Source organism: Paraburkholderia sp. BCC1886 (assembly GCF_900996245.1).
GTDB lineage: Bacteria > Pseudomonadota > Gammaproteobacteria > Burkholderiales > Burkholderiaceae > Paraburkholderia.
Map to the genome: position 1 here is coordinate 1 of NZ_CAAJGK010000059.1, position 17,054 is coordinate 17,054.

Annotated in this window: 15 protein-coding genes and 1 pseudogene; 9 read left to right on the forward strand and 7 right to left on the reverse strand. The window is 63.7% G+C overall.

What is annotated here, in order from left to right; genetic code table 11:
- Positions 1 to 507: aldo/keto reductase (locus tag FQ746_RS21945; protein WP_144111749.1), on the forward strand; the 507-nt coding region annotated here is incomplete at its 5' end.
- 53 nt (positions 508 to 560) lie between these two features.
- Here the strand turns inward: FQ746_RS21945 and FQ746_RS21950 are convergent.
- Genes FQ746_RS21950 through FQ746_RS21975 form a run of 6 tightly spaced genes read right to left on the reverse strand, consistent with a single transcriptional unit; the run spans position 561 to position 5,873 of the window.
- Positions 561 to 1,529, reverse strand: coding sequence for a Gfo/Idh/MocA family protein (locus FQ746_RS21950; protein WP_144111750.1), 969 nt, complete (start codon positions 1,527 to 1,529; stop codon positions 561 to 563).
- A gap of 57 nt (positions 1,530 to 1,586) precedes the next feature.
- Positions 1,587 to 2,438 carry a sugar phosphate isomerase/epimerase family protein gene (locus tag FQ746_RS21955; RefSeq protein ID WP_144111751.1) on the reverse strand — a complete coding sequence of 284 codons (852 nt, stop codon included), beginning with the start codon at positions 2,436 to 2,438 and terminating at the stop codon, positions 1,587 to 1,589.
- Positions 2,353 to 2,772, reverse strand: coding sequence for a Dabb family protein (locus FQ746_RS21960; RefSeq protein WP_144111752.1), 420 nt, complete (start codon positions 2,770 to 2,772; stop codon positions 2,353 to 2,355). The genes FQ746_RS21955 and FQ746_RS21960 overlap by 86 nt, the downstream gene beginning before the upstream one ends.
- A gap of 2 nt (positions 2,773 to 2,774) precedes the next feature.
- Positions 2,775 to 3,944 carry a dihydrodipicolinate synthase family protein gene (locus FQ746_RS21965; protein ID WP_144111753.1) on the reverse strand — a complete coding sequence of 390 codons (1,170 nt, stop codon included), beginning with the start codon at positions 3,942 to 3,944 and terminating at the stop codon, positions 2,775 to 2,777.
- A gap of 7 nt (positions 3,945 to 3,951) precedes the next feature.
- Positions 3,952 to 4,731 carry a 3-ketoacyl-ACP reductase gene (locus tag FQ746_RS21970; RefSeq protein WP_144111754.1) on the reverse strand — a complete coding sequence of 260 codons (780 nt, stop codon included), beginning with the start codon at positions 4,729 to 4,731 and terminating at the stop codon, positions 3,952 to 3,954.
- Positions 4,728 to 5,873, reverse strand: a complete 1,146-nt coding sequence (locus tag FQ746_RS21975; protein WP_144111755.1) for an acyl-CoA dehydrogenase family protein — start codon at positions 5,871 to 5,873, stop codon at positions 4,728 to 4,730. The genes FQ746_RS21970 and FQ746_RS21975 overlap by 4 nt, the downstream gene beginning before the upstream one ends.
- Positions 5,874 to 6,085: 212 nt before the next feature.
- Here FQ746_RS21975 and FQ746_RS21980 point away from each other — a divergent pair, with 212 nt between their 5' ends.
- Complete coding sequence (locus FQ746_RS21980; protein ID WP_144111763.1) at positions 6,086 to 7,618, forward strand: acyl CoA:acetate/3-ketoacid CoA transferase; 1,533 nt, start codon at positions 6,086 to 6,088, stop codon at positions 7,616 to 7,618.
- 35 nt (positions 7,619 to 7,653) lie between these two features.
- Here FQ746_RS21980 and FQ746_RS21985 read toward each other — a convergent pair whose 3' ends face one another.
- Positions 7,654 to 8,334, reverse strand: coding sequence for a TetR/AcrR family transcriptional regulator (locus FQ746_RS21985; RefSeq protein WP_144111756.1), 681 nt, complete (start codon positions 8,332 to 8,334; stop codon positions 7,654 to 7,656).
- Between the two features lie 211 nt (positions 8,335 to 8,545).
- Here FQ746_RS21985 and FQ746_RS21990 point away from each other — a divergent pair, with 211 nt between their 5' ends.
- From FQ746_RS21990 to FQ746_RS22020, 7 genes and pseudogenes are all read left to right on the forward strand, one after another.
- The gene (locus FQ746_RS21990) at positions 8,546 to 10,054 is read left to right on the forward strand and encodes an aldehyde dehydrogenase family protein (protein ID WP_144111757.1); all 1,509 of its coding nucleotides are present in this window, start codon (positions 8,546 to 8,548) and stop codon (positions 10,052 to 10,054) included.
- A gap of 109 nt (positions 10,055 to 10,163) precedes the next feature.
- Positions 10,164 to 11,840, forward strand: a complete 1,677-nt coding sequence (locus tag FQ746_RS21995) for a GMC family oxidoreductase (protein ID WP_144111758.1) — start codon at positions 10,164 to 10,166, stop codon at positions 11,838 to 11,840.
- A 121-nt stretch (positions 11,841 to 11,961) separates the two neighbouring features.
- Complete coding sequence (locus FQ746_RS22000) at positions 11,962 to 13,041, forward strand: sugar ABC transporter substrate-binding protein (RefSeq protein ID WP_144111759.1); 1,080 nt, start codon at positions 11,962 to 11,964, stop codon at positions 13,039 to 13,041.
- Positions 13,038 to 14,054 (forward strand): ABC transporter permease, encoded by a 1,017-nt coding sequence (locus FQ746_RS22005; RefSeq protein WP_144111760.1) that lies wholly within the window; start codon positions 13,038 to 13,040, stop codon positions 14,052 to 14,054. Before FQ746_RS22000 ends, FQ746_RS22005 begins: the two co-directional genes overlap by 4 nt.
- Positions 14,055 to 14,070: 16 nt before the next feature.
- The gene (locus FQ746_RS22010; RefSeq protein ID WP_144111761.1) at positions 14,071 to 15,570 is read left to right on the forward strand and encodes a sugar ABC transporter ATP-binding protein; all 1,500 of its coding nucleotides are present in this window, start codon (positions 14,071 to 14,073) and stop codon (positions 15,568 to 15,570) included.
- A 7-nt stretch (positions 15,571 to 15,577) separates the two neighbouring features.
- Entirely contained in the window at positions 15,578 to 16,537 is a 960-nt protein-coding gene (locus FQ746_RS22015; RefSeq protein WP_144111762.1) for an ABC transporter permease, read from the forward strand.
- Positions 16,538 to 16,595: 58 nt separating this feature from the next.
- A pseudogene (locus FQ746_RS22020) lies at positions 16,596 to 17,054 on the forward strand (electron transfer flavoprotein subunit beta/FixA family protein); the annotation flags it as partial.

The window sequence follows — 17,054 nt, forward strand, 5'->3', positions numbered from 1 at the left end:
CTTCGCGACGAGGGCGTCGTGAAAGCGGTGGGACTGGGCGTGAACGAATGGCAGGTCGCTCATGAAGCGATCCGTCAGCAGGACTTCGACTGCCTGCTGCTTGCGGGCCGTTACACGCTGCTCGAACAGGACGCGCTGGATGGCTTCCTGCCGCTGTGCGAGAAGAACCAGGTTTCGGTGATTCTGGGTGGTGGCTACAACAGCGGCATTCTGGCGACGGGCGCGGTGCCCGGCGCGAAGTACAACTACTCGCCGGCCCCGGAAGCGATTCTGGAGCGCGTGCGCAAGATCGAGCAGGTGTGCCGCGACTACTCGGTGCCGTTGAAGGCCGCGTCGCTGCAATTCGTGCTGGGCCACCCGGCGATTCCGACCAACATTCCGGGCGTGCGCACGGTGGCCCAACTGGAAGACAATCTGAACACTTTCCGGGCCGATATCCCGGCGGCGTTCTGGGCGGAACTCAAGCGCCGCCAGTTGATTCGGGAAGACGCGCCGACCCCGGGTTGATGACTGCCTGACGCTTGCCAACGGCGCGCCGGGGCGCCGTGATGAACTCGCCGTCAGGCGAGTATCCGGTCGATCACCCGCTGATTGCCGAGCGAGTTCTCGAGCGTGAAAACCAGTTCCGTTTTCTGCCCGAGGACCGTTCGCGCAAAGTCTTCGACCATCAACTGATACTGGTCGACATCACCGAAGTCGATGGTGCGTGTCTGACCGGTTTCATCGGACCGATGCCGAACGTGTGCCGGCCCATAGGTCCCCGGATTGAATGGCGCCTCCACGCTCAGCCAGCCTTTCGTGCCATGAAAGAACATATGCTGCCGGCGCGACAACTGCGTGCCGCAGTAAAAGTCCATCGAGAACGTCGGGAACGTAGCCGTGCAGCGGGCGAACCGGTCGGTGCCGAAGCGCGGATCGCGCACGACCTCCGCGTGAACGTCGTCTGGTTCGAGCCCTGTGGCAAGACGCGTGGTCACGACCGGATAGACGCCGATGTCGCGAACGCCACCGCCGCCGAGCGCCAGATTGTTCTTGAGCGCATTGGGGTCGTCGTTGAAGTAGGTGAACGACCCTTCGATCGCCGTGAGTTCGCCGAGCAGGCCTTCGGCGAGACTGTCGCGCACGAAGGCCCATTGCGGGTGATGCGCCACCATGAAGGCTTCGCCGCACACGAGTCCGGTGCTGTCGCGCAACGCGATCAACTCGAGTATTTCATCGCTCGTCATGGCGATTGGCTTCTCGCACAACACGTGCTTGCCGCCGAGCAGCGCTTTCCTGCACCACTCGACGTGGCTGGCCGTCGGTAACGGAATATAGATCGCATCGACCTCGCTGCTTTCGATCACCGCGTCATAGCTGGTCAACACATGGTCGATGCCATGCCTGCTGGCGAATGCCTGGGCGCGGTCACCGTCGCGGCTGGCGACGGTCGTCACCCGGCCGTTGGACGAACGCTGGATAGCGGGCACGACGGCGTTGCCGGCGATCTTCGCGGCGCCGAGTACACCCCAGCGTATTTCTTCAGTCATGTTGTCTCCGTGTGTGTTGGTGTTTGCGTTTGTGTCTGCGTTTGCTCGTGCTCACGCTCAGCAAACAGTCTGCAGGCGTTCGGCGCAGATCGAGAGGACTTCATCCGGCTCACGTTGCCACCAGTGTTGCGCTGAAAATATTTCGGTTTCGACGAGGCCATCGTACCCTGCGCCCTCGACGCGCGAGCGCACCGAGGGTAGATCGATCACGCCATCGCCCATCATTCCACGGTCGAGCAGCATGTCCTGCGTGTCGTACAGCCAGTCGCACACGTGATACGCGAGAATGCGGTCTGCTTTGCCGGCAGCGGCAATCGACGACGCGAGTTCAGGGTCCCACCAGCAGTGATAGACATCCACCGCCACGCCGATCAGTCCCGAACGGTCGGGGTCCACCGTTTCGCAGATATCGAGTGCCTGCGCGAGCGTGTTGACCACGGCGCGATTGGCGGCATACATCGGATGAAGCGGTTCGAGTGCGAGCGGCACACCGTATTCGCGCGCGGCGTCCATCAACATCGACAGACCGTCGAGCACCTGGTTACGCGCGCCTGCCAGGTCGCGGCTTCCCGGCACCATGCCGCCGACGACCATCACGAAGCAGCGCGCGCCGAGCGTGGCGGCATCTCGCAGCGCCGCCCGGTTGGCCTCGACGTTCGCGCTGAATTCGGCGGGCGTCGCGCCGGGCAAATACGTCGAGCGGCAATAGCCGGTCACGCTCAGGTCGAGCGCCTTGATCTGCCGCGCGAACTGCGCCACATCGCCTTCCTCGACCTCGCGGCGCCAGGGCGCGATGCCACCGAAGCCCGCTCGCGCGATCCGGTCAATCGTGCGGCCGAGCGGCTCCCGATGGCCCAGCGTGGCGGTGTTGATTGAGCACAGGTCGAGTCTTTGCTGGAGGTTTCTCATGAGTGTCCAGATCGATGTCGAAGACGAGCAGGCCTTGCGCGCCGCCTTCGAGGGCCTCCAGAAGGCGGGCGCCGATGGCCTGATGGGTGGGATGCGCGAGATAGGCAAAGCAGTCGTTCAGGCTGGCGAAATCCATCATGAAGCCGTCGGAGAAGCTCATGCCGTAGCCTTCGGGTGACACGTTCGGCCCGCTCTGGAAGTTGCTGAAGCAGATGCCCGGTATTTCGGTCAGTCGCCGGATCTGCTCGAAGAACACGAGGCGGCTCGCCGCGCTCACTTCGTGACGGAACCGGCAAAACACCATGTGCCGCACGGGGCCACCCGATCGCGTCATGATCAGTCTCCGCAGCCGAGTGGCGCCATGACCTTGCGGATGCGCGCCACGGCGTCGGCCGGATCGCGCAGCAGGCCGGCCTGGTCGGCGAGGCGGAACACGTCGGCGAAATACACGGGAGGCCGCATGCCGTGATGTCCGCCCGGCATGAAGACGTGGTCCTGAAAGCCGTTCAGATACGCGAGGAACACGACGCCCGTCTTGTAGTACTGGGTCGGTGCGCGAAAAATATGACGCGAAAGCGGTACCGTCGGTGCGAGCAGACGGTTGAAGGTGTCGGAGTCGCCCGCTGAAAGGGCGGCTAACGCCTGCGACGCTGCAGGCGCAATCGCGTCGAAAATACCGAGCAGCGCATGCGAGAAATGCGTGCCGTCGCCCGCGATCAGCGCGGGATAGTTGAAGTCATCGCCGGTGTACATCTTCACGCTGGCCGGCAGGCGGCGGCGGAACGAAATTTCCTTCTCGTCGTCGAGCAGCGAGATCTTGATGCCGTCGACTTTGGACGCGTTGGCCGCAATGATGTCGAGGCACACGTCGGCCGCAGCGGGAAACTGGCCTGCCCCCCAATAGCCCGCAAGTTCGGGGTCGAACATGTCGCCGAGCCAGTGCAGGATGACCGGTTGATCGCACATGGCGAGCACTTCGCGATAGACGCGTCGGTAATCGTCCGGCGAGCGCGCAACTTTCGCCAGCGCGCGGCTTGCCATGAGGATGACGCGTCCACCCACGCGCTGTACCGCTTCGAGTTGCTCGCCATACGCGCGGATCACCTCATCGCAACTGGAAACGGATCCGGGTGCGATGTCGTCCGTGCCGCAACCCGACGCAATCGCCGCACCGGGGATATCGCGCGTGCCTTCGATGCTGCGCGTGATCAACTCGAGCGCGGTCTTCCACGGCAGTCCCATGCCGCGTTGCGCGGTGTCCATCGCTTCGGCGATGCCCAGACCCTGTTCGAGCAGATAGCGCCGGTAAAGGATCGTGCGCTCCCAGTCGATGGCCGGCTCGGCGTTCAGTTCGCCCGCGCGCAGCGGATCGGCCACCACGTGGGCAGCCGAATACGCAATGCGGTTGAATTCGCGCGTGGGTGCCCTGACCTCGAGCGGCGTGCCCTGCACGTGATAGGTTTCCAACGCGCCGGACGCGGCCGGCAGTCTGATTGACAGGTTCATGGGTAGCTCAGTATTTGGTGACGAGAAGGCCGCCGTCGACGCGGATGGCCTGGCCCACGCTGTAGGGCAGGCCGCCGGTCGCTAACGTGCGAACCGTACGCGCGACTTCCTGCGGCGTGCCCCAGCGCTGGATGGCGGTCAGCCCCTGCTCGATCTGCGCGTCGTAACGCGCGCGCGACGGCGCGGTCATTTCGGTTTCGATCAGCCCCGGCTGCACTTCGTACACGCTGATGCCGTGCCCGGCGAGGCGCAGCGAGAACAGGGTGTTCGCCATCGAGAGGCCCGCTTTGGAGACGCAGTATTCGCTGCGCAACGGCGAGGCCGCAATCGCATTGGACGACGTGATGGTGACGATCGACGGATGCGCGGCAACGGCGCCGTTCGCGCGCGCTAGGCAGTGTCTGGCGAATGCCTGCATGAGAAAGAACGTGCCGCGTGTATTGACCGCGACGCAGCGATCGAAACTCTCCGGCGTGACGTCGAGCAGATCGCCGCGCGACATCACCGAGACGCCCGCGTTATTCACGAGGCAGTCGATCTGGCCGCCGAGCGCGGCTTCGATGGCAGACAGCGTAGCCGGATGCGATTCGATATCGGCGAGATCGGAAAGCGTAGCGATCGCGTTGGCGCCGGTCTTGCGCACTTCGATCACTGCGTCGTCCAGCTCGTCCGAGGCGAGCGCATCGGTCAGCGCGATATCGAAGCCCGCGTGGCCGAGTTCGATCGCGATCGCGCGGCCGATGCCGCGCCGGCCGCCCGTCACGAGAGCGATGGGGCGGCTGCTCATAGCGACGCTCCCTGGGCGAGCAGATCGCGTGCGACGATGGTGCGCTGAATCTGGTTGGTGCCTTCGTAGATCTGCGTGATCTTCGCGTCGCGGTACAGACGTTCGACTTCGTAGCCGCGAATGTAGCCGCTGCCGCCGAAGATCTGCACGGCGTTGGCGCTGTGCTTCACGGCGGTGTCGCCGGCGAAGCACTTGGCCATCGAACACGCGATACTCGCGCGGTCGCCCGATTCGAGCCGCTCGGCGGCGTCGAGTACCAGCAGGCGCGCCGCCTGAATGTCCGTCGCCATATCCGCGAGCATCCATTGAATGCCCTGCAGCTCGGCGATATGGCTGCCGAACTGCTTGCGCGTCTGCGAGTAGTCGAGCGCCGCTTCGAGCCCCGCCTGCGCAATGCCGACGGCGAGCGATGCGATGCCGACGCGGCCCTTGTCGAGCGCGCTCATCATCATGTGAAAACCGCGGCCTTCGGTGCCGAGCAGCGCGTCGGCGGGCAGCTTCACACGCTCGAAGTTCAGCTCGCCGACCTGCGACGCGCGCTGGCCCATCTTGTGTTCTTTCGGTCCCTTCGAGACACCCGCCAGCGAACAGTCGACGATGAAAATACTCATGCCACGCTTGCCCGCCGCGGGATCCGTGCGCGCAAGCACGAACGCGACGTCGGCGACCGGGGCGTTGTGAATCCACAGTTTCGCGCCGTTGAGCTCCCAGCCCCCGGCCGTGCGGGTTGCTGTGGTGCGGATGCCCGAGACATCGGTGCCCGCGTCCGCTTCGGTGATGCAATAGGCGGGGCGCAGTTTCGCGCGCAGCAGCGGCTCCAGGTATTTCGCTCGCTGCGCGTCGGTCCCGTGTACGGAAAGCAGGGTGCCGACCAGTTCGAGCAGGCCGCACTGGTCGGCCACGGACGCGTAGCCGCGCGACAGTTCTTCCATGACGAGCGCGTAGGCCGTCACATCGAGCCCGGCTCCGCCGAATTCTTCCGGCACGGTAATGCCGAACAGGCCCAGCTCGCCCATCTGCGCGTAGATTTCCGCCGGAAAGCGCTCTTCGCGATCCAGTTCTTCGGCAACCGGGCGGATTACCTCCTGAGCGAAACGTCGGGTCGTTTCGCGAATCTGCTGATGCGTTTCCGAGAGTTTCATGCTGTCTCCATCCTCATGATCGGCACCTGATTCGTGCCTGGTTTGTGCTGTTCAGGTAAACCCGAGCGTCGCGTCTCACTGCTTGAATTGCGTGGTTTCCTGTGCCAACATTGCCAGCAAGTAACCATCTGGGTGGTTATTTAAAACCAACGAATCACCGATGTCAACGAGCTTTCTGGCCGATCGGATTGGAGGATAGTTTGAAAAACTGGATGCAAGCCGAAGAGGCGGTCGAGCAGATCTTCGACGGGGCGACCATCGCGCTGGCCAGCAATGGCGGCGGAATGCTGGAGCCGGACGCCGTGCTCGCGAAACTGGAGCAGCGCTTTCTCGAGACCGGGCATCCGCGCGATCTGACGGTGGTGCACGCGCTGGGGATTGGCGACGCCAAGGGCAGTGGACTGGGGCGTTTTGCGCACCCGGGCATGGTGAAACGCGTGATCGGCGGACACTGGAGCTGGTCGCCGGCCATGCAGCAGATGGCGAAGGACAATGCGTTCGAAGCGTATAGCTTCCCGGCGGGCGCGATCTCGACGCTGCTGCGCGAGATCGGCGCAGGGCGCCCTGGACTCGTCACGCATGTCGGCCTGCGGACGTTCGTCGATCCGCGTATCGACGGCGGCAAGATCAATGCACGCGCGACCGAAGACCTCGTCGAACTGATCGAACTCGATGGGCGCGAGTACTTGCGCTACAAACCGTTCAAGGTCGACTTCGCGATCGTGCGCGGGTCGTCCGCGGATGCCGCCGGCAACGTCACGTTGCGCCGCGAGCCCGTGGACCTGGACACGTATGCGGCAGCGCTTGCCGCGCACAACAGCGGCGGCCACGTGATCGTGCAGGTCAGGGAGCGCGAGCCGGCCGGCTACGTACCGGCGCGTCTGGTGCGCATTCCGGGCGTGCTCGTCGATACGCTCGTCGAGGCGCCTTCGGCGCCGCAGTGCGCGATCGCCCGCTACGACCCCACGCTGAGCGGCGAATCGCTCGGCGTGATTGCCGATGGCTTTTACGAGGTGCCCACCGGCATCCGTCACATCATCGCGGCGCGTGCGTCGCGGGAACTGCACGACGGGCATTCTGCGAATTTCGGTTTTGGCATTCCCGGCGGAATTCCGGGTCTGCTCGCGCAACAGGGACGGCTCGGCACCTTCTGGGGAACGGTCGAGCAGGGCATCCACAACGGCGCGATGGTCGACGGCCCGATGTTCGGCTCGGCGCGCAATGCGGACGCCATCCTCTCGAGCGTCGACCAGTTCGATTTCTATAGCGGTGGCGGCGTCGACATTTCGTTCCTCGGCATGGGCGAGATGGATGGTGACGGCAACATCAACGTTTCCAAGCTGGGATCGACGGTCGTGGGCCCGGGCGGGTTCATCGACATCACGCAGGGTGCCCGCAAGATCGTTTTCTGCGGCAGCTTCGAAGCCAAAGGGCTACAGGTGGAGCAGGTCGGCGAGCGCGTGAATATCGTGTCGCCAGGCAGCGTGCCCAAGCTCGTCGAGCGCGTGCAGCACATCACGTTCAGCGGCGTGCAGGCGCGTATTGCGAAACAGGAAGTTCTTTATGTGACCGAACGCGCCGTGTTCCGTCTCGAGGAAGATGGTGTCCGGCTGATCGAAGTGGCTGACGGAATCGATGTCGAGCGTGACGTGCTCGCGCGGATGGGGTTTCGTCCGCTGGTCGACGACGCATTGCTGGCCCGCAGTCGGGGCGATGCAAGCAAGCCGAGCGAGCAGGCGGCCTGATGAACGGCCGCGCCCGACGCGCCGGATATCCGTACTCAGGCGCGTACCAGCCTGAGCACGGTGTCGATGTTGAAGTCGAGGCGATTCTTGAGCGCCTCCTTGCTCATGAAGTCGATGTCGAAAATGACGCCGCTGGTGAAGCGGTTGGTCAGATAGTAATAGCCGACCGCGGCCATCGTGATGTGCAGTTGACGCGCGTCGACACCGGTGCGAAACACGCCCGCCTTGACGCCGCGATCGAGTATGCCTTGCAGCATCGAGATGAAGCCGTGATGCAGTTCCTTGAACCGTCCGGAATTCTTGACGTGGCGGGCCTTATGAAGATTTTCGCTATTGACGAGCGTCATGAACTCCGGGTTCTTCAGGTAGTAGTTCCACGTATGGGTGGTGAGGGCAACGATGGCGTCTTCCGGAGACAGGTGTTCGAGGTTGAGCTTCTGTTCGGCATGACGGATGTCCGCGTAAGCATCTTCGAGCACGGCCTGGAAGAGCTCTTCCTTGCTGCCGAAGTAGTGATAGATCATCCGCTTGTTGGCCTTCGCACGCGTGGCGATGGCTTCGACTCGCCCGCCCGCGAGCCCGAGCTTGGCGAACTCTTTCTTCGCGGCTTCGAGGATGCGCGCCTTGGTGACTTCGGGGTCCCGCTGCCGCGGTTGTGCGGCGCCGGCGACGGCAGTTTTCGGGGCCCGGCTGGGGGGCGTGCTCGCAAGAGTCATGTCGGATTTCGCTGCATGAATTGAGTGGGTGACGCTCGTCGTCGATTGGCGCCGTGGCACCGACTATAGACCAAAAAAGCATTGCCCGGAAGTAACCGGATGGTGCAGAATGGGGCGCAAAAATACGAAGGGCATCGCGCATGAATGCGTGGTTCTCTTTCCCCGCTGCGCGTTTCGAGAAGCGCGCCGGGAGCAAACTCTGGAGGCTGGAATGAGCAATCTGAACGAACTCGCAGCAACGCTTCGTCTTCCGTCGGAACCCCTGCGCACGCCGATGTTCATCGACGGCCGGGACTATGCCGGCTCCGCCGGTGAATTCGTCACGCGCAAGAGTCCGGGTCATGGTGTACCGGTGACCTCCACGGCACGTGCCACCGTCGACGATCTGGATGCCGCGGTCGCAGCGGCGCGTCGCGCCTTCGACGACGGACGCTGGTCGCGCCTGTCGGGCGAGCAGCGCGCGACCGTGCTGTTGAAAACGGCGGCCCTCATCCGGGAAAACGTGGAGACGCTCGCGTATCTGGAAACGCTGGAAAGCGGTAAGCCGATCGGCCAGTCGCGCGGCGAGATCAACGGCGCCGCCGGTATCTGGGAATACGCGGCCGGCGTCGCCCGCGTCATCCACGGCGATTCGCACGACAACCTCGGCAACGACATGTTCGGTCTGGTGGTGCGTCAGCCGGTCGGCGTCGTGGGTATCGTCACACCGTGGAATTTCCCGTTCTTCATCCTCTCCGAACGTCTGCCGTTCGTGCTGGCCGCAGGGTGTACGGCCGTGGTCAAGCCCGCCGAACTCACGTCGACCACCACACTCAAGCTCGCTGCTCTGTTGACCGAAGCAGGACTGCCCGATGGCGTCGTGAACGTCGTGACGGGTCTGGGCTCGAAAGTGGGGCAGGCACTGGCCGAACACATGGACGTCGACATGGTGTCGTTCACAGGTTCGACGCCGGTCGGCCGTTCGGTGCTGGCCGCCTCGGGCGGCAACATGAAGAAGGTCGGCCTGGAACTGGGCGGCAAGAATCCGCAGATCGTGTTCGCGGACGCCGATCTGGCCGATGCCGCGGATGCCATCGCGTTCGGCATCTGCTTCAACGCGGGCCAGTGCTGCGTGTCGGGCAGCCGGCTCGTCGTGCACCGCTCGGTGGAAGACGAACTCGTTGCGCGGATCAGGAGTGTGCTCGAGAAGGTGCGCGTAGGCGATCCGCTCGATGCGTCGAACCACGTGGGCGCGATCGTCGAAGCGCGTCAGTTCGACAAGATCTGCGGCTTTATCGAAGCGGGCAAGCGTGACGGCGGGCAACTGGTGCATGGCGGCACGTCGAGCCAGGAAGGCGAGCGCTTCTTCATCCAGCCGACGGTGTTCCGCAACGTCGAGCCGCACAGCGCGCTGGCCCAGGAGGAAATCTTCGGGCCGGTGCTGTCGGTCACGTCGTTCGACACGTTCGATCAGGCCATCCAGATTGCCAACGGCGTGCCTTACGGTCTCGCCGCCAGCATCTGGACCCGTGACCTGCAGGGTGCGATCAAGAGTTTCCGTGACGTGCAGGCCGGCCGTATCTGGGTCAACTGCACGATTACGGGCGGCCCGGAAATGCCGATCGGCGGCGTCAAGCAATCGGGGATCGGCCGCGAAACGGGACGCTACGGCGTTGAGGAATACACCGAGCTGAAATCGGTCCACGTGCAGCTGGGCAATCGCCCGCGCTGGATCGACTAGTTCGGCAGGACACCAGAGAACGGCCGGCAAGAGCCGTTGTGCAGGCCTCGGGAAATAGCGCAGTCGCGCGCCACGGTGCGGCGTGCTGCAGACAGTATCGGAGACAGCAATGTATGACTATGTGATCGTGGGTGGCGGCGCCGCGGGTTGCGCGCTGGCGGCGCGTCTGAGCGAGGATGCGGGCAATCGGGTGCTGCTGCTCGAAGCAGGACCCGCCGATACGGATCCGTACATCCACATGCCGGTCGGCTTCTTCAAGATGACCGCCGGCCCGTTGACCTGGGGCTATCGCACGGTGGCCGCCGCGGAAACCCAGGGGCGGCAGATTCCGTTCGCGCAGGGCCGCGTGCTCGGCGGCGGCGGCTCGATCAATGCGATGGTCTATACACGCGGCCAGCCGTCCGACTACGACGGCTGGGAGCGCGATGGCTGCGCGGGTTGGGGCTTTCGCGACGGCGTGCTGCCGTACCTGCGTCGCATGGAAGACAACGAACGTCTGTGCAACGAGTATCACGGAGTCGGCGGCCCGCTCGGTGTGTCCGATCTCATCAGCGTGAACGAATTGACGAAGGCTTTCGTGCTAGCGGGCCAGGAAGCCGGCATGCCGCATAACAGCGACTTCAACGGCGCGCAGCAGGAAGGCGTCGGCGTGTATCAGGTCACCCAGCGCAACGGCAAGCGCTGCAGCGCGGCAGTCGGCTATCTGCGCGACGCGCGCTCGCGGACTAATCTGACGGTGCGCACCAACTGCCTCGTCTCGCGCGTAGTGATTGAAAACGGTCGCGCCATCGGTGTCGAATTTGCGCCGGGCGACGATCGCTCGAACGTCAGCATCGCGCGCGCCGAGCGCGAAGTCATCGTGACGGCGGGAGCGATCGGTTCGCCGAAACTGCTGATGCTGTCCGGCATCGGCCGCGCGCAGGACCTCGAACGCGCCGGCGTCAAGCCCGTTCACGTGCTGAACGGTGTCGGCCAGAATCTGCAGGATCACTTCGATATCGACATCGTCTACGAACTGAACGGTGCGTACAGTCTCGACAAGTACTCGAAGAAGCACATGATGCTGCTCGCCGGCCTCGAGTACAAACTCTTCAACAAAGGGCCGGTCACGTCGAATATCGCAGAAGGCGGCGCGTTCTGGTATTCGGACAGCAGCGTGCCGACACCGGACCTGCAGTTTCACTTCCTGCCGGGCGCCGGCGTCGAAGCCGGCGTGCCGCCGGTGCCGTCCGGTTCGGGCTGTACGCTCAATTCGTATTTCCTGCGCCCGCGCAGCCGTGGCAGCGTGACGTTGCACAGCGCGAACCCCGCTGACGCACCGGTCATCGATCCCGCGTATATCCGCGACCCGTACGACCTGAAGGTCGCGGTCGACGGTATCCGGTTGAGCCGCGAAATCATGTCGCAGAAGGCGCTGGCGAAGTACATCAAAAGCGAGCACTTCCCCGGTGGCAACGTGCGCACGCAGGCCGAGTACGAGACTTATGCACAACAGTACGGACGCACCGGCTATCACCCGGTGGGCACCTGCAAGATGGGAATCGACGAACTGTCGGTCGTCGATCCGCAACTGCGCGTGCATGGCATCGAGGGCTTGCGTGTCGCCGACTCGTCGGTAATGCCGCGCATCGTGAGCTCGAATACGAATGCGCCCACGCTGATGATCGCCGAGAAAGCCGCCGACCTGATTCGCGGTCTGGCTGCGGCGCCGGCGCCCGCACAGGGTCGCCTCGCGCGCTCGGCGGGTCGTGCGTCGTCGTTCGAGGCCGATGTCGCAACGGTGTGACGCGGCAGTACGAGCGTGACAGGAAAGATCCGTAAAAACCGGGTCGTTCCAACAAACGGGTAAATATCCGGTTATTTATAATCAGCCCTGAAAAAAGGGGCTTTCTGGCTCAGGAGACATCATGTCGAAACGGGATCATCAATCAGGCCTGTCGCGTCGCGACTTCATCAAACTGGGTGCCGGCACGGCATTCGCGGTCGCGGGCGGCGGCATGTCGGGGCTGTCGTTCGGTGCAGGGCAAACCACGCTCGCCGCGTCGTTCCGCTCGCTCACCAATCCGTACTACACCGCGTTCAACAAGGGCGCACAAAGCTTCGCGAAGAGCGTCGGCCTGCCCTACGTGCCGCTCACGACTGAAGGCAGTTCGGAAAAAGGCATCGCCGATATTCGCGCGCTGCTGCAGAAAACCGGCGGCAACCTGGTGCTGAACGTCGACCCCAACGACTCGGCCGATGCACGCGTGATCGTCGAAGCCTGCTCGAAGGCGGGTGCGTACGTCACGACGATCTGGAACAAGCCCAAGGACCTGCATCCGTGGGACTTCAATCCGAACTACGTGTCGCACCTGTCGTTCGACGGGGTGGCCTACGGCGAAGCAACCGCGACGGAACTGTTCAAGGCAATGGGCGGCAAGGGCGGTGTCGTCGCGATCGGCGGTATTTTCAGCAACGTGCCGGCTATCGAGCGCAAGGCGGGCCTGATGGCGGCGTTGAAGAAATTCCCCGAGATCCAGTTGCTGGACTTTCAGGTCGCGGACTGGGATTCGCAAAAGGCCTTCCCGATCATGCAGGCGTGGATGACGCGCTTCAATTCGAAGATCAAGGGCGTGTGGGCGGCGAACGACGATATGGCGCTGGGTGCCATCGAAGCGCTGCGCGCGGAGGGCCTCGCCGGCCAGTTGCCGGTCTCCGGCATGGACGGCACGCAACCGGGGCTGGCCGCGATCAAGGTCGGCGAACTCGTGACCACCGTGGATTGGGACCCGTTCTGGCTCGGCGGCATCGGCCTCTCGATGGGTCTGCAGGCGCAGCAGAAGAAATTGCAGGTGGCATCGCTGCCGAAGGATCAGCGCGAATCGTTCTGCAAGGCGACGCTCGTCACCAAAGCGAACGTGCAGCCGGTCATGGCGCACGAATCGGCGCCCAACGCCGACTGGAATAACCTCTATGCCCGAGTGGCGGGGCCCGTGGTGTATCGATGAACAAAACAACCGTAGCGCCTGACCGGCAGGCCGTCAGCACCACAGCCGGGATCGGATTCACGTCGATGCACGCCGTGCTGCAGCGTTTCGCACCGCTGCTGGTGTTGCTGGCGCTCGGCCTGTGCATCGGTGCGTTCAATCACGACTTCTTCGATCCGATGAATCTGGCGCGAATCGCGATTTCCGCCGCGATTCCGCTCACCATCGCGTTGGGCGGAACCTTCGTGATTCAGCTGGGCAGCATCGACCTGTCGGCGGAAGGGATCGTCGCGGTGTCCGCCATTACGGTGTCGATGCTGGTCGAGAACTCGTACAACGGCAACCACTATGGTCTGTGGGTGCTGGCCGTGGCGATCGCCGCCGGCACCGCGCTCGGTCTCGTCAACGGGATGTTGCACGTGTTCCTGCGCATTCCGTCGTTCATCGCCACGCTCGCGGTCGGCTTCGTCGCAACGGGAATCGGCACCGCCTGGCTGTCGGGCAACACGATCCGCGTGAGCGACATGGCGTTGCGCTCGATCGCCATCACGCGGTATGCGGGCTTGCCGCTGTCGGTCTGGATCGGGCTGCTTGCGCTCGCCGTCTCGTGGTTCGTCTACCGTCACACGCTATTGGGACGTCATGCGCTCGCCATTGGCGGCGGCGAGGACCTCGCGCGTCTGAACGGCGTGCGGGTCCGGCAGATCCGGATTGCGATCTTCGCGCTTGCTGGCGCCTTCTACGGCGTGGCCGGCATCCTCGCGGTCGCGCAATATGGGCAAGGTCATGCGCTGATTGCCGACGGGCAGCTGTTCGTCGCGATCACGGCCATCGTGGTCGGCGGAACGTCGCTCGCGGGCGGCAATGGCGGGCCGCTGAACACGCTGATCGGCACGCTGGTCGTCGTGGTGCTCGCTAACGGCATGGTGCTGCTCGGCGTGCCGCCGTACGTGCAGCAGGGCATTCAGGGCGTGCTGATCATCGTTGCGGTCACCCTTGCGCTCAATCGTTCGCACCGGCGCATCGTCAAGTGAGTGAGGAAAATCCGACATGCTGAAACTCAATCACATCACCAAACGCTTCCCGGGCGTGCTCGCGCTAGACGACGTCTCGGTGGAAGTGCGGCCCAATGAAATCGTCGGCCTGATCGGCGAGAACGGCGCAGGCAAATCGACGTTGATGAAACTGCTGACCGGCGCTTACCGTCAGGATGCGGGCGATATCACGCTTTCGGGTCAGCCGCTCGTCATTCGCAACCCCCGGGATGCGACCGCGAAGGGCATCGCGATGGTGTACCAGGAGCAGTCGATCCTGCCTAACCTGACCATCGCCGAAAACCTGTTTCTGGGCCGTGAGGATAAATTCACGACCTTCGGCCGGATGAACTGGCCGAAGCTCAAACGCGCGGCGCAGGCGGAACTCGCCACCGTGCACCTCGACATCGATCCGTTGACGGTGTGCGAGGACCTGTCGTTCGGGCAACGGCAGATGGTGGAACTGGCGCGTGCGCTGTCGCTTGCGAGCCGCACCGGCGGCACGCCGGTCATCCTGCTCGACGAGCCGACATCGGTTCTGGAAGCGGCCGAAATCGACATTCTGTTCAGGCTGGTGCGCGAGCTGAAGTCGCGTGCGTCGTTCGTGTTCGTCTCGCATCGTCTGGACGAATTGCTCTCGCTCAGCGATCGCGTGTACGTGATGAAAGACGGCAAGGTCGTCGCGGAAATGGCGTCGGCCGATGCCTCCGTCAAGCAGCTTCACGAGCTGATGGTCGGCCGTTCGATGAACGGCGAGTACTACCGCGAGAATCTGCAGAAACCGTGTCGCGACGAAGTGGCGCTGTCGGTTCGACATGCGTCGCTGGGCCATGCGTTAAACGACGTGTCGTTCGAGGTCCGTCGCGGCGAGGTCTTCGGTGTCGCCGGGGTGGTGGGCTCGGGTCGCGAAGAACTGTGCCGCGTGATCGCCGGACTCGAGAAGCTCGATTCCGGCGAGGTGCACATCGGCGGCACGCTGCTGCGGGCGCAACCGAATCACGCAGTCGCGCTGGGCGTGGGGTACGTGCCGCGCGAGCGCAAGATCGAAGGGCTCGTCACGCAGATGAGCGTCGCGGAAAACCTGACGCTGCCACGACTGAGTGCCGTGAGCCGCGGCGGTGTCGTTCGTAAGGGCAGCGAGCGCAAGATTGCCAACGAGTGGATCCAGCGTCTGCGTATCAAAACGCCTGGACCGGATGCGTCATGCCGCAACCTTTCCGGGGGCAACCAGCAGAAGGTGGTGCTGGCGAAATGGCGCTTTGCCGGCAGCCGGATTCTCGTGCTGGACCATCCGACCCGCGGCCTCGATGTCGGCGCGAAGGAAGAGGTCTATCAACTGATCCGCGAACTAACAGCCGAAGGCGTCGCCGTCGTGCTGACCGGCGACACGCTCGAAGAGATTCTCGGCCTGAGCCATCGCATCATGGTCATGCGCGATGGCCGCGCGCAAAAGGTTCTGCCTTGCGAAGTGGGCTCGAAGCCTTCGCAGGTCGAAATCGTCGAACATATGGTGTGAGGCTGCTATGTCAATTCTGAAATCGCCATCGCGGGCCACGCTGCGTGATAACGCGCCGTTCGCCGCCCTCGTGGCGTTGTATCTGCTCATCGAGATTGCCGAGCCGGGCTTCATGGCGTGGTCGACGCAACTGGGTCTGCTCGCGGACAGTTCCACGCTGTTCATCATGGCCGCCGGTACGACCTTCGTCGTATTGCTGGGCAGTATCGATCTTTCGTTGCAGGCGGTGGCCTCGCTCGCCAGCGTGATCGTGGCGCTCTTCCTGCCGCGCTACGGCGCATGGGCAGCGGTCATTGCATTGGCAGCGTCGTTCGGAATCGGGTTGTTGAGCGGGGTGATCCAGACCGTGCTGCGGATTCCTTCGTTCATCGCGACGCTGGCCATCAGCGGGATTGCATCGGCTGCGGCGTTGACGCTCTCGGGTACGCGTTCCATTGCGATTAGCGACGACATGCGCAACGCGTCGCTAGGCTGGACCACCGGGACCTCGTTCGGCATTCCGCATGAAATTCTGCTGGCCGTCGCGGTGTTTCTGTTCTGCTGGTTCCTGCATCGTTCGACGGTGTTCGGGCGTCACACCGACGCGATCGGTGCGGGCGAGCCCGCCGCGATTGCGTCGGGCGTGCGGGTGTCGTTGACGAAATGCCTCGTGTTCGCCACGTCGTCGTTCTTTGCGGGGCTGGCGGGTGTCGTCATGGCAGGACGTCTAGGCAGCGGCTCGCCGACACTTGCGAATCAGTTCCTGTTGCCGGCCATCGCCGCGGTGATCGTAGGGGGAACGGCCCTGACGGGCGGCTCGGGCGGGATCGTGCGCACGCTGATCGGCGCGCTGCTCGTCTCGGTGGCGCGGGTGGGGATGACGTTCGTGGGCATCAGCGTGTTTGCGCAGCAGATCGTGTTCGGCGTGATTCTCATCATTGCCGTGACCGTGGCGTTCGATCGCTCGAAAGTGTTGACCATCAAGTAAGTCCGACGAGGTCGGCATAAGCCGGCCTGGAACTCTGGCGCAGAAGGGTGTGGAAAAGATGAAAGTGTTCGTGGCGGTGAAGAGAGTCGTTGATTACAACGTGAAAGTCCGGGTGAAATCGGACGGGTCGGGCGTCGACATCGCGAACGTAAAAATGTCGATGAACCCGTTCGACGAAATCGCAGTTGAAGAAGCAGTACGGTTGAAAGAGGCGGGCGTGGCGACGGAAGTGATCGCCGTGTCGGCTGGGGTGGCGCAAGCGCAGGAAACGCTGCGTACCGCGCTGGCGATCGGCGCGGACCGCGCGGTTCTCGTTGAAACCCTCGAAGAACTGCAGCCGCTGGCGGTCGCGAAGCTGCTTAGGGCGCTAGTCGATAGGGAGCAGCCGCAACTGATCATCCTCGGCAAGCAGGCCATCGACGACGACTCGAACCAGACCGGTCAGATGCTGGCCGCGCTGGCAGGTTTGCCGCAAGCCACGTTCGCCTCGAAGGTAACGGTCGCCGACGGCAAGGCA

Coding starts and splice junctions, on each gene's coding strand:
- FQ746_RS21950 (WP_144111750.1), bottom strand. CDS start 1,529: ATGACTGAAGAAATACGCTGGGGTGTACTCGGCGCCGCGAAGATCGCC.
- FQ746_RS21955 (WP_144111751.1), bottom strand. CDS start 2,438: ATGAGAAACCTCCAGCAAAGACTCGACCTGTGCTCAATCAACACCGCC.
- FQ746_RS21960 (WP_144111752.1), bottom strand. CDS start 2,772: ATGACGCGATCGGGTGGCCCCGTGCGGCACATGGTGTTTTGCCGGTTC.
- FQ746_RS21965 (WP_144111753.1), bottom strand. CDS start 3,944: ATGAACCTGTCAATCAGACTGCCGGCCGCGTCCGGCGCGTTGGAAACC.
- FQ746_RS21970 (WP_144111754.1), bottom strand. CDS start 4,731: ATGAGCAGCCGCCCCATCGCTCTCGTGACGGGCGGCCGGCGCGGCATC.
- FQ746_RS21975 (WP_144111755.1), bottom strand. CDS start 5,873: ATGAAACTCTCGGAAACGCATCAGCAGATTCGCGAAACGACCCGACGT.
- FQ746_RS21980 (WP_144111763.1), top strand. CDS start 6,086: ATGCAAGCCGAAGAGGCGGTCGAGCAGATCTTCGACGGGGCGACCATC.
- FQ746_RS21985 (WP_144111756.1), bottom strand. CDS start 8,334: ATGACTCTTGCGAGCACGCCCCCCAGCCGGGCCCCGAAAACTGCCGTC.
- FQ746_RS21990 (WP_144111757.1), top strand. CDS start 8,546: ATGAGCAATCTGAACGAACTCGCAGCAACGCTTCGTCTTCCGTCGGAA.
- FQ746_RS21995 (WP_144111758.1), top strand. CDS start 10,164: ATGTATGACTATGTGATCGTGGGTGGCGGCGCCGCGGGTTGCGCGCTG.
- FQ746_RS22000 (WP_144111759.1), top strand. CDS start 11,962: ATGTCGAAACGGGATCATCAATCAGGCCTGTCGCGTCGCGACTTCATC.
- FQ746_RS22005 (WP_144111760.1), top strand. CDS start 13,038: ATGAACAAAACAACCGTAGCGCCTGACCGGCAGGCCGTCAGCACCACA.
- FQ746_RS22010 (WP_144111761.1), top strand. CDS start 14,071: ATGCTGAAACTCAATCACATCACCAAACGCTTCCCGGGCGTGCTCGCG.
- FQ746_RS22015 (WP_144111762.1), top strand. CDS start 15,578: ATGTCAATTCTGAAATCGCCATCGCGGGCCACGCTGCGTGATAACGCG.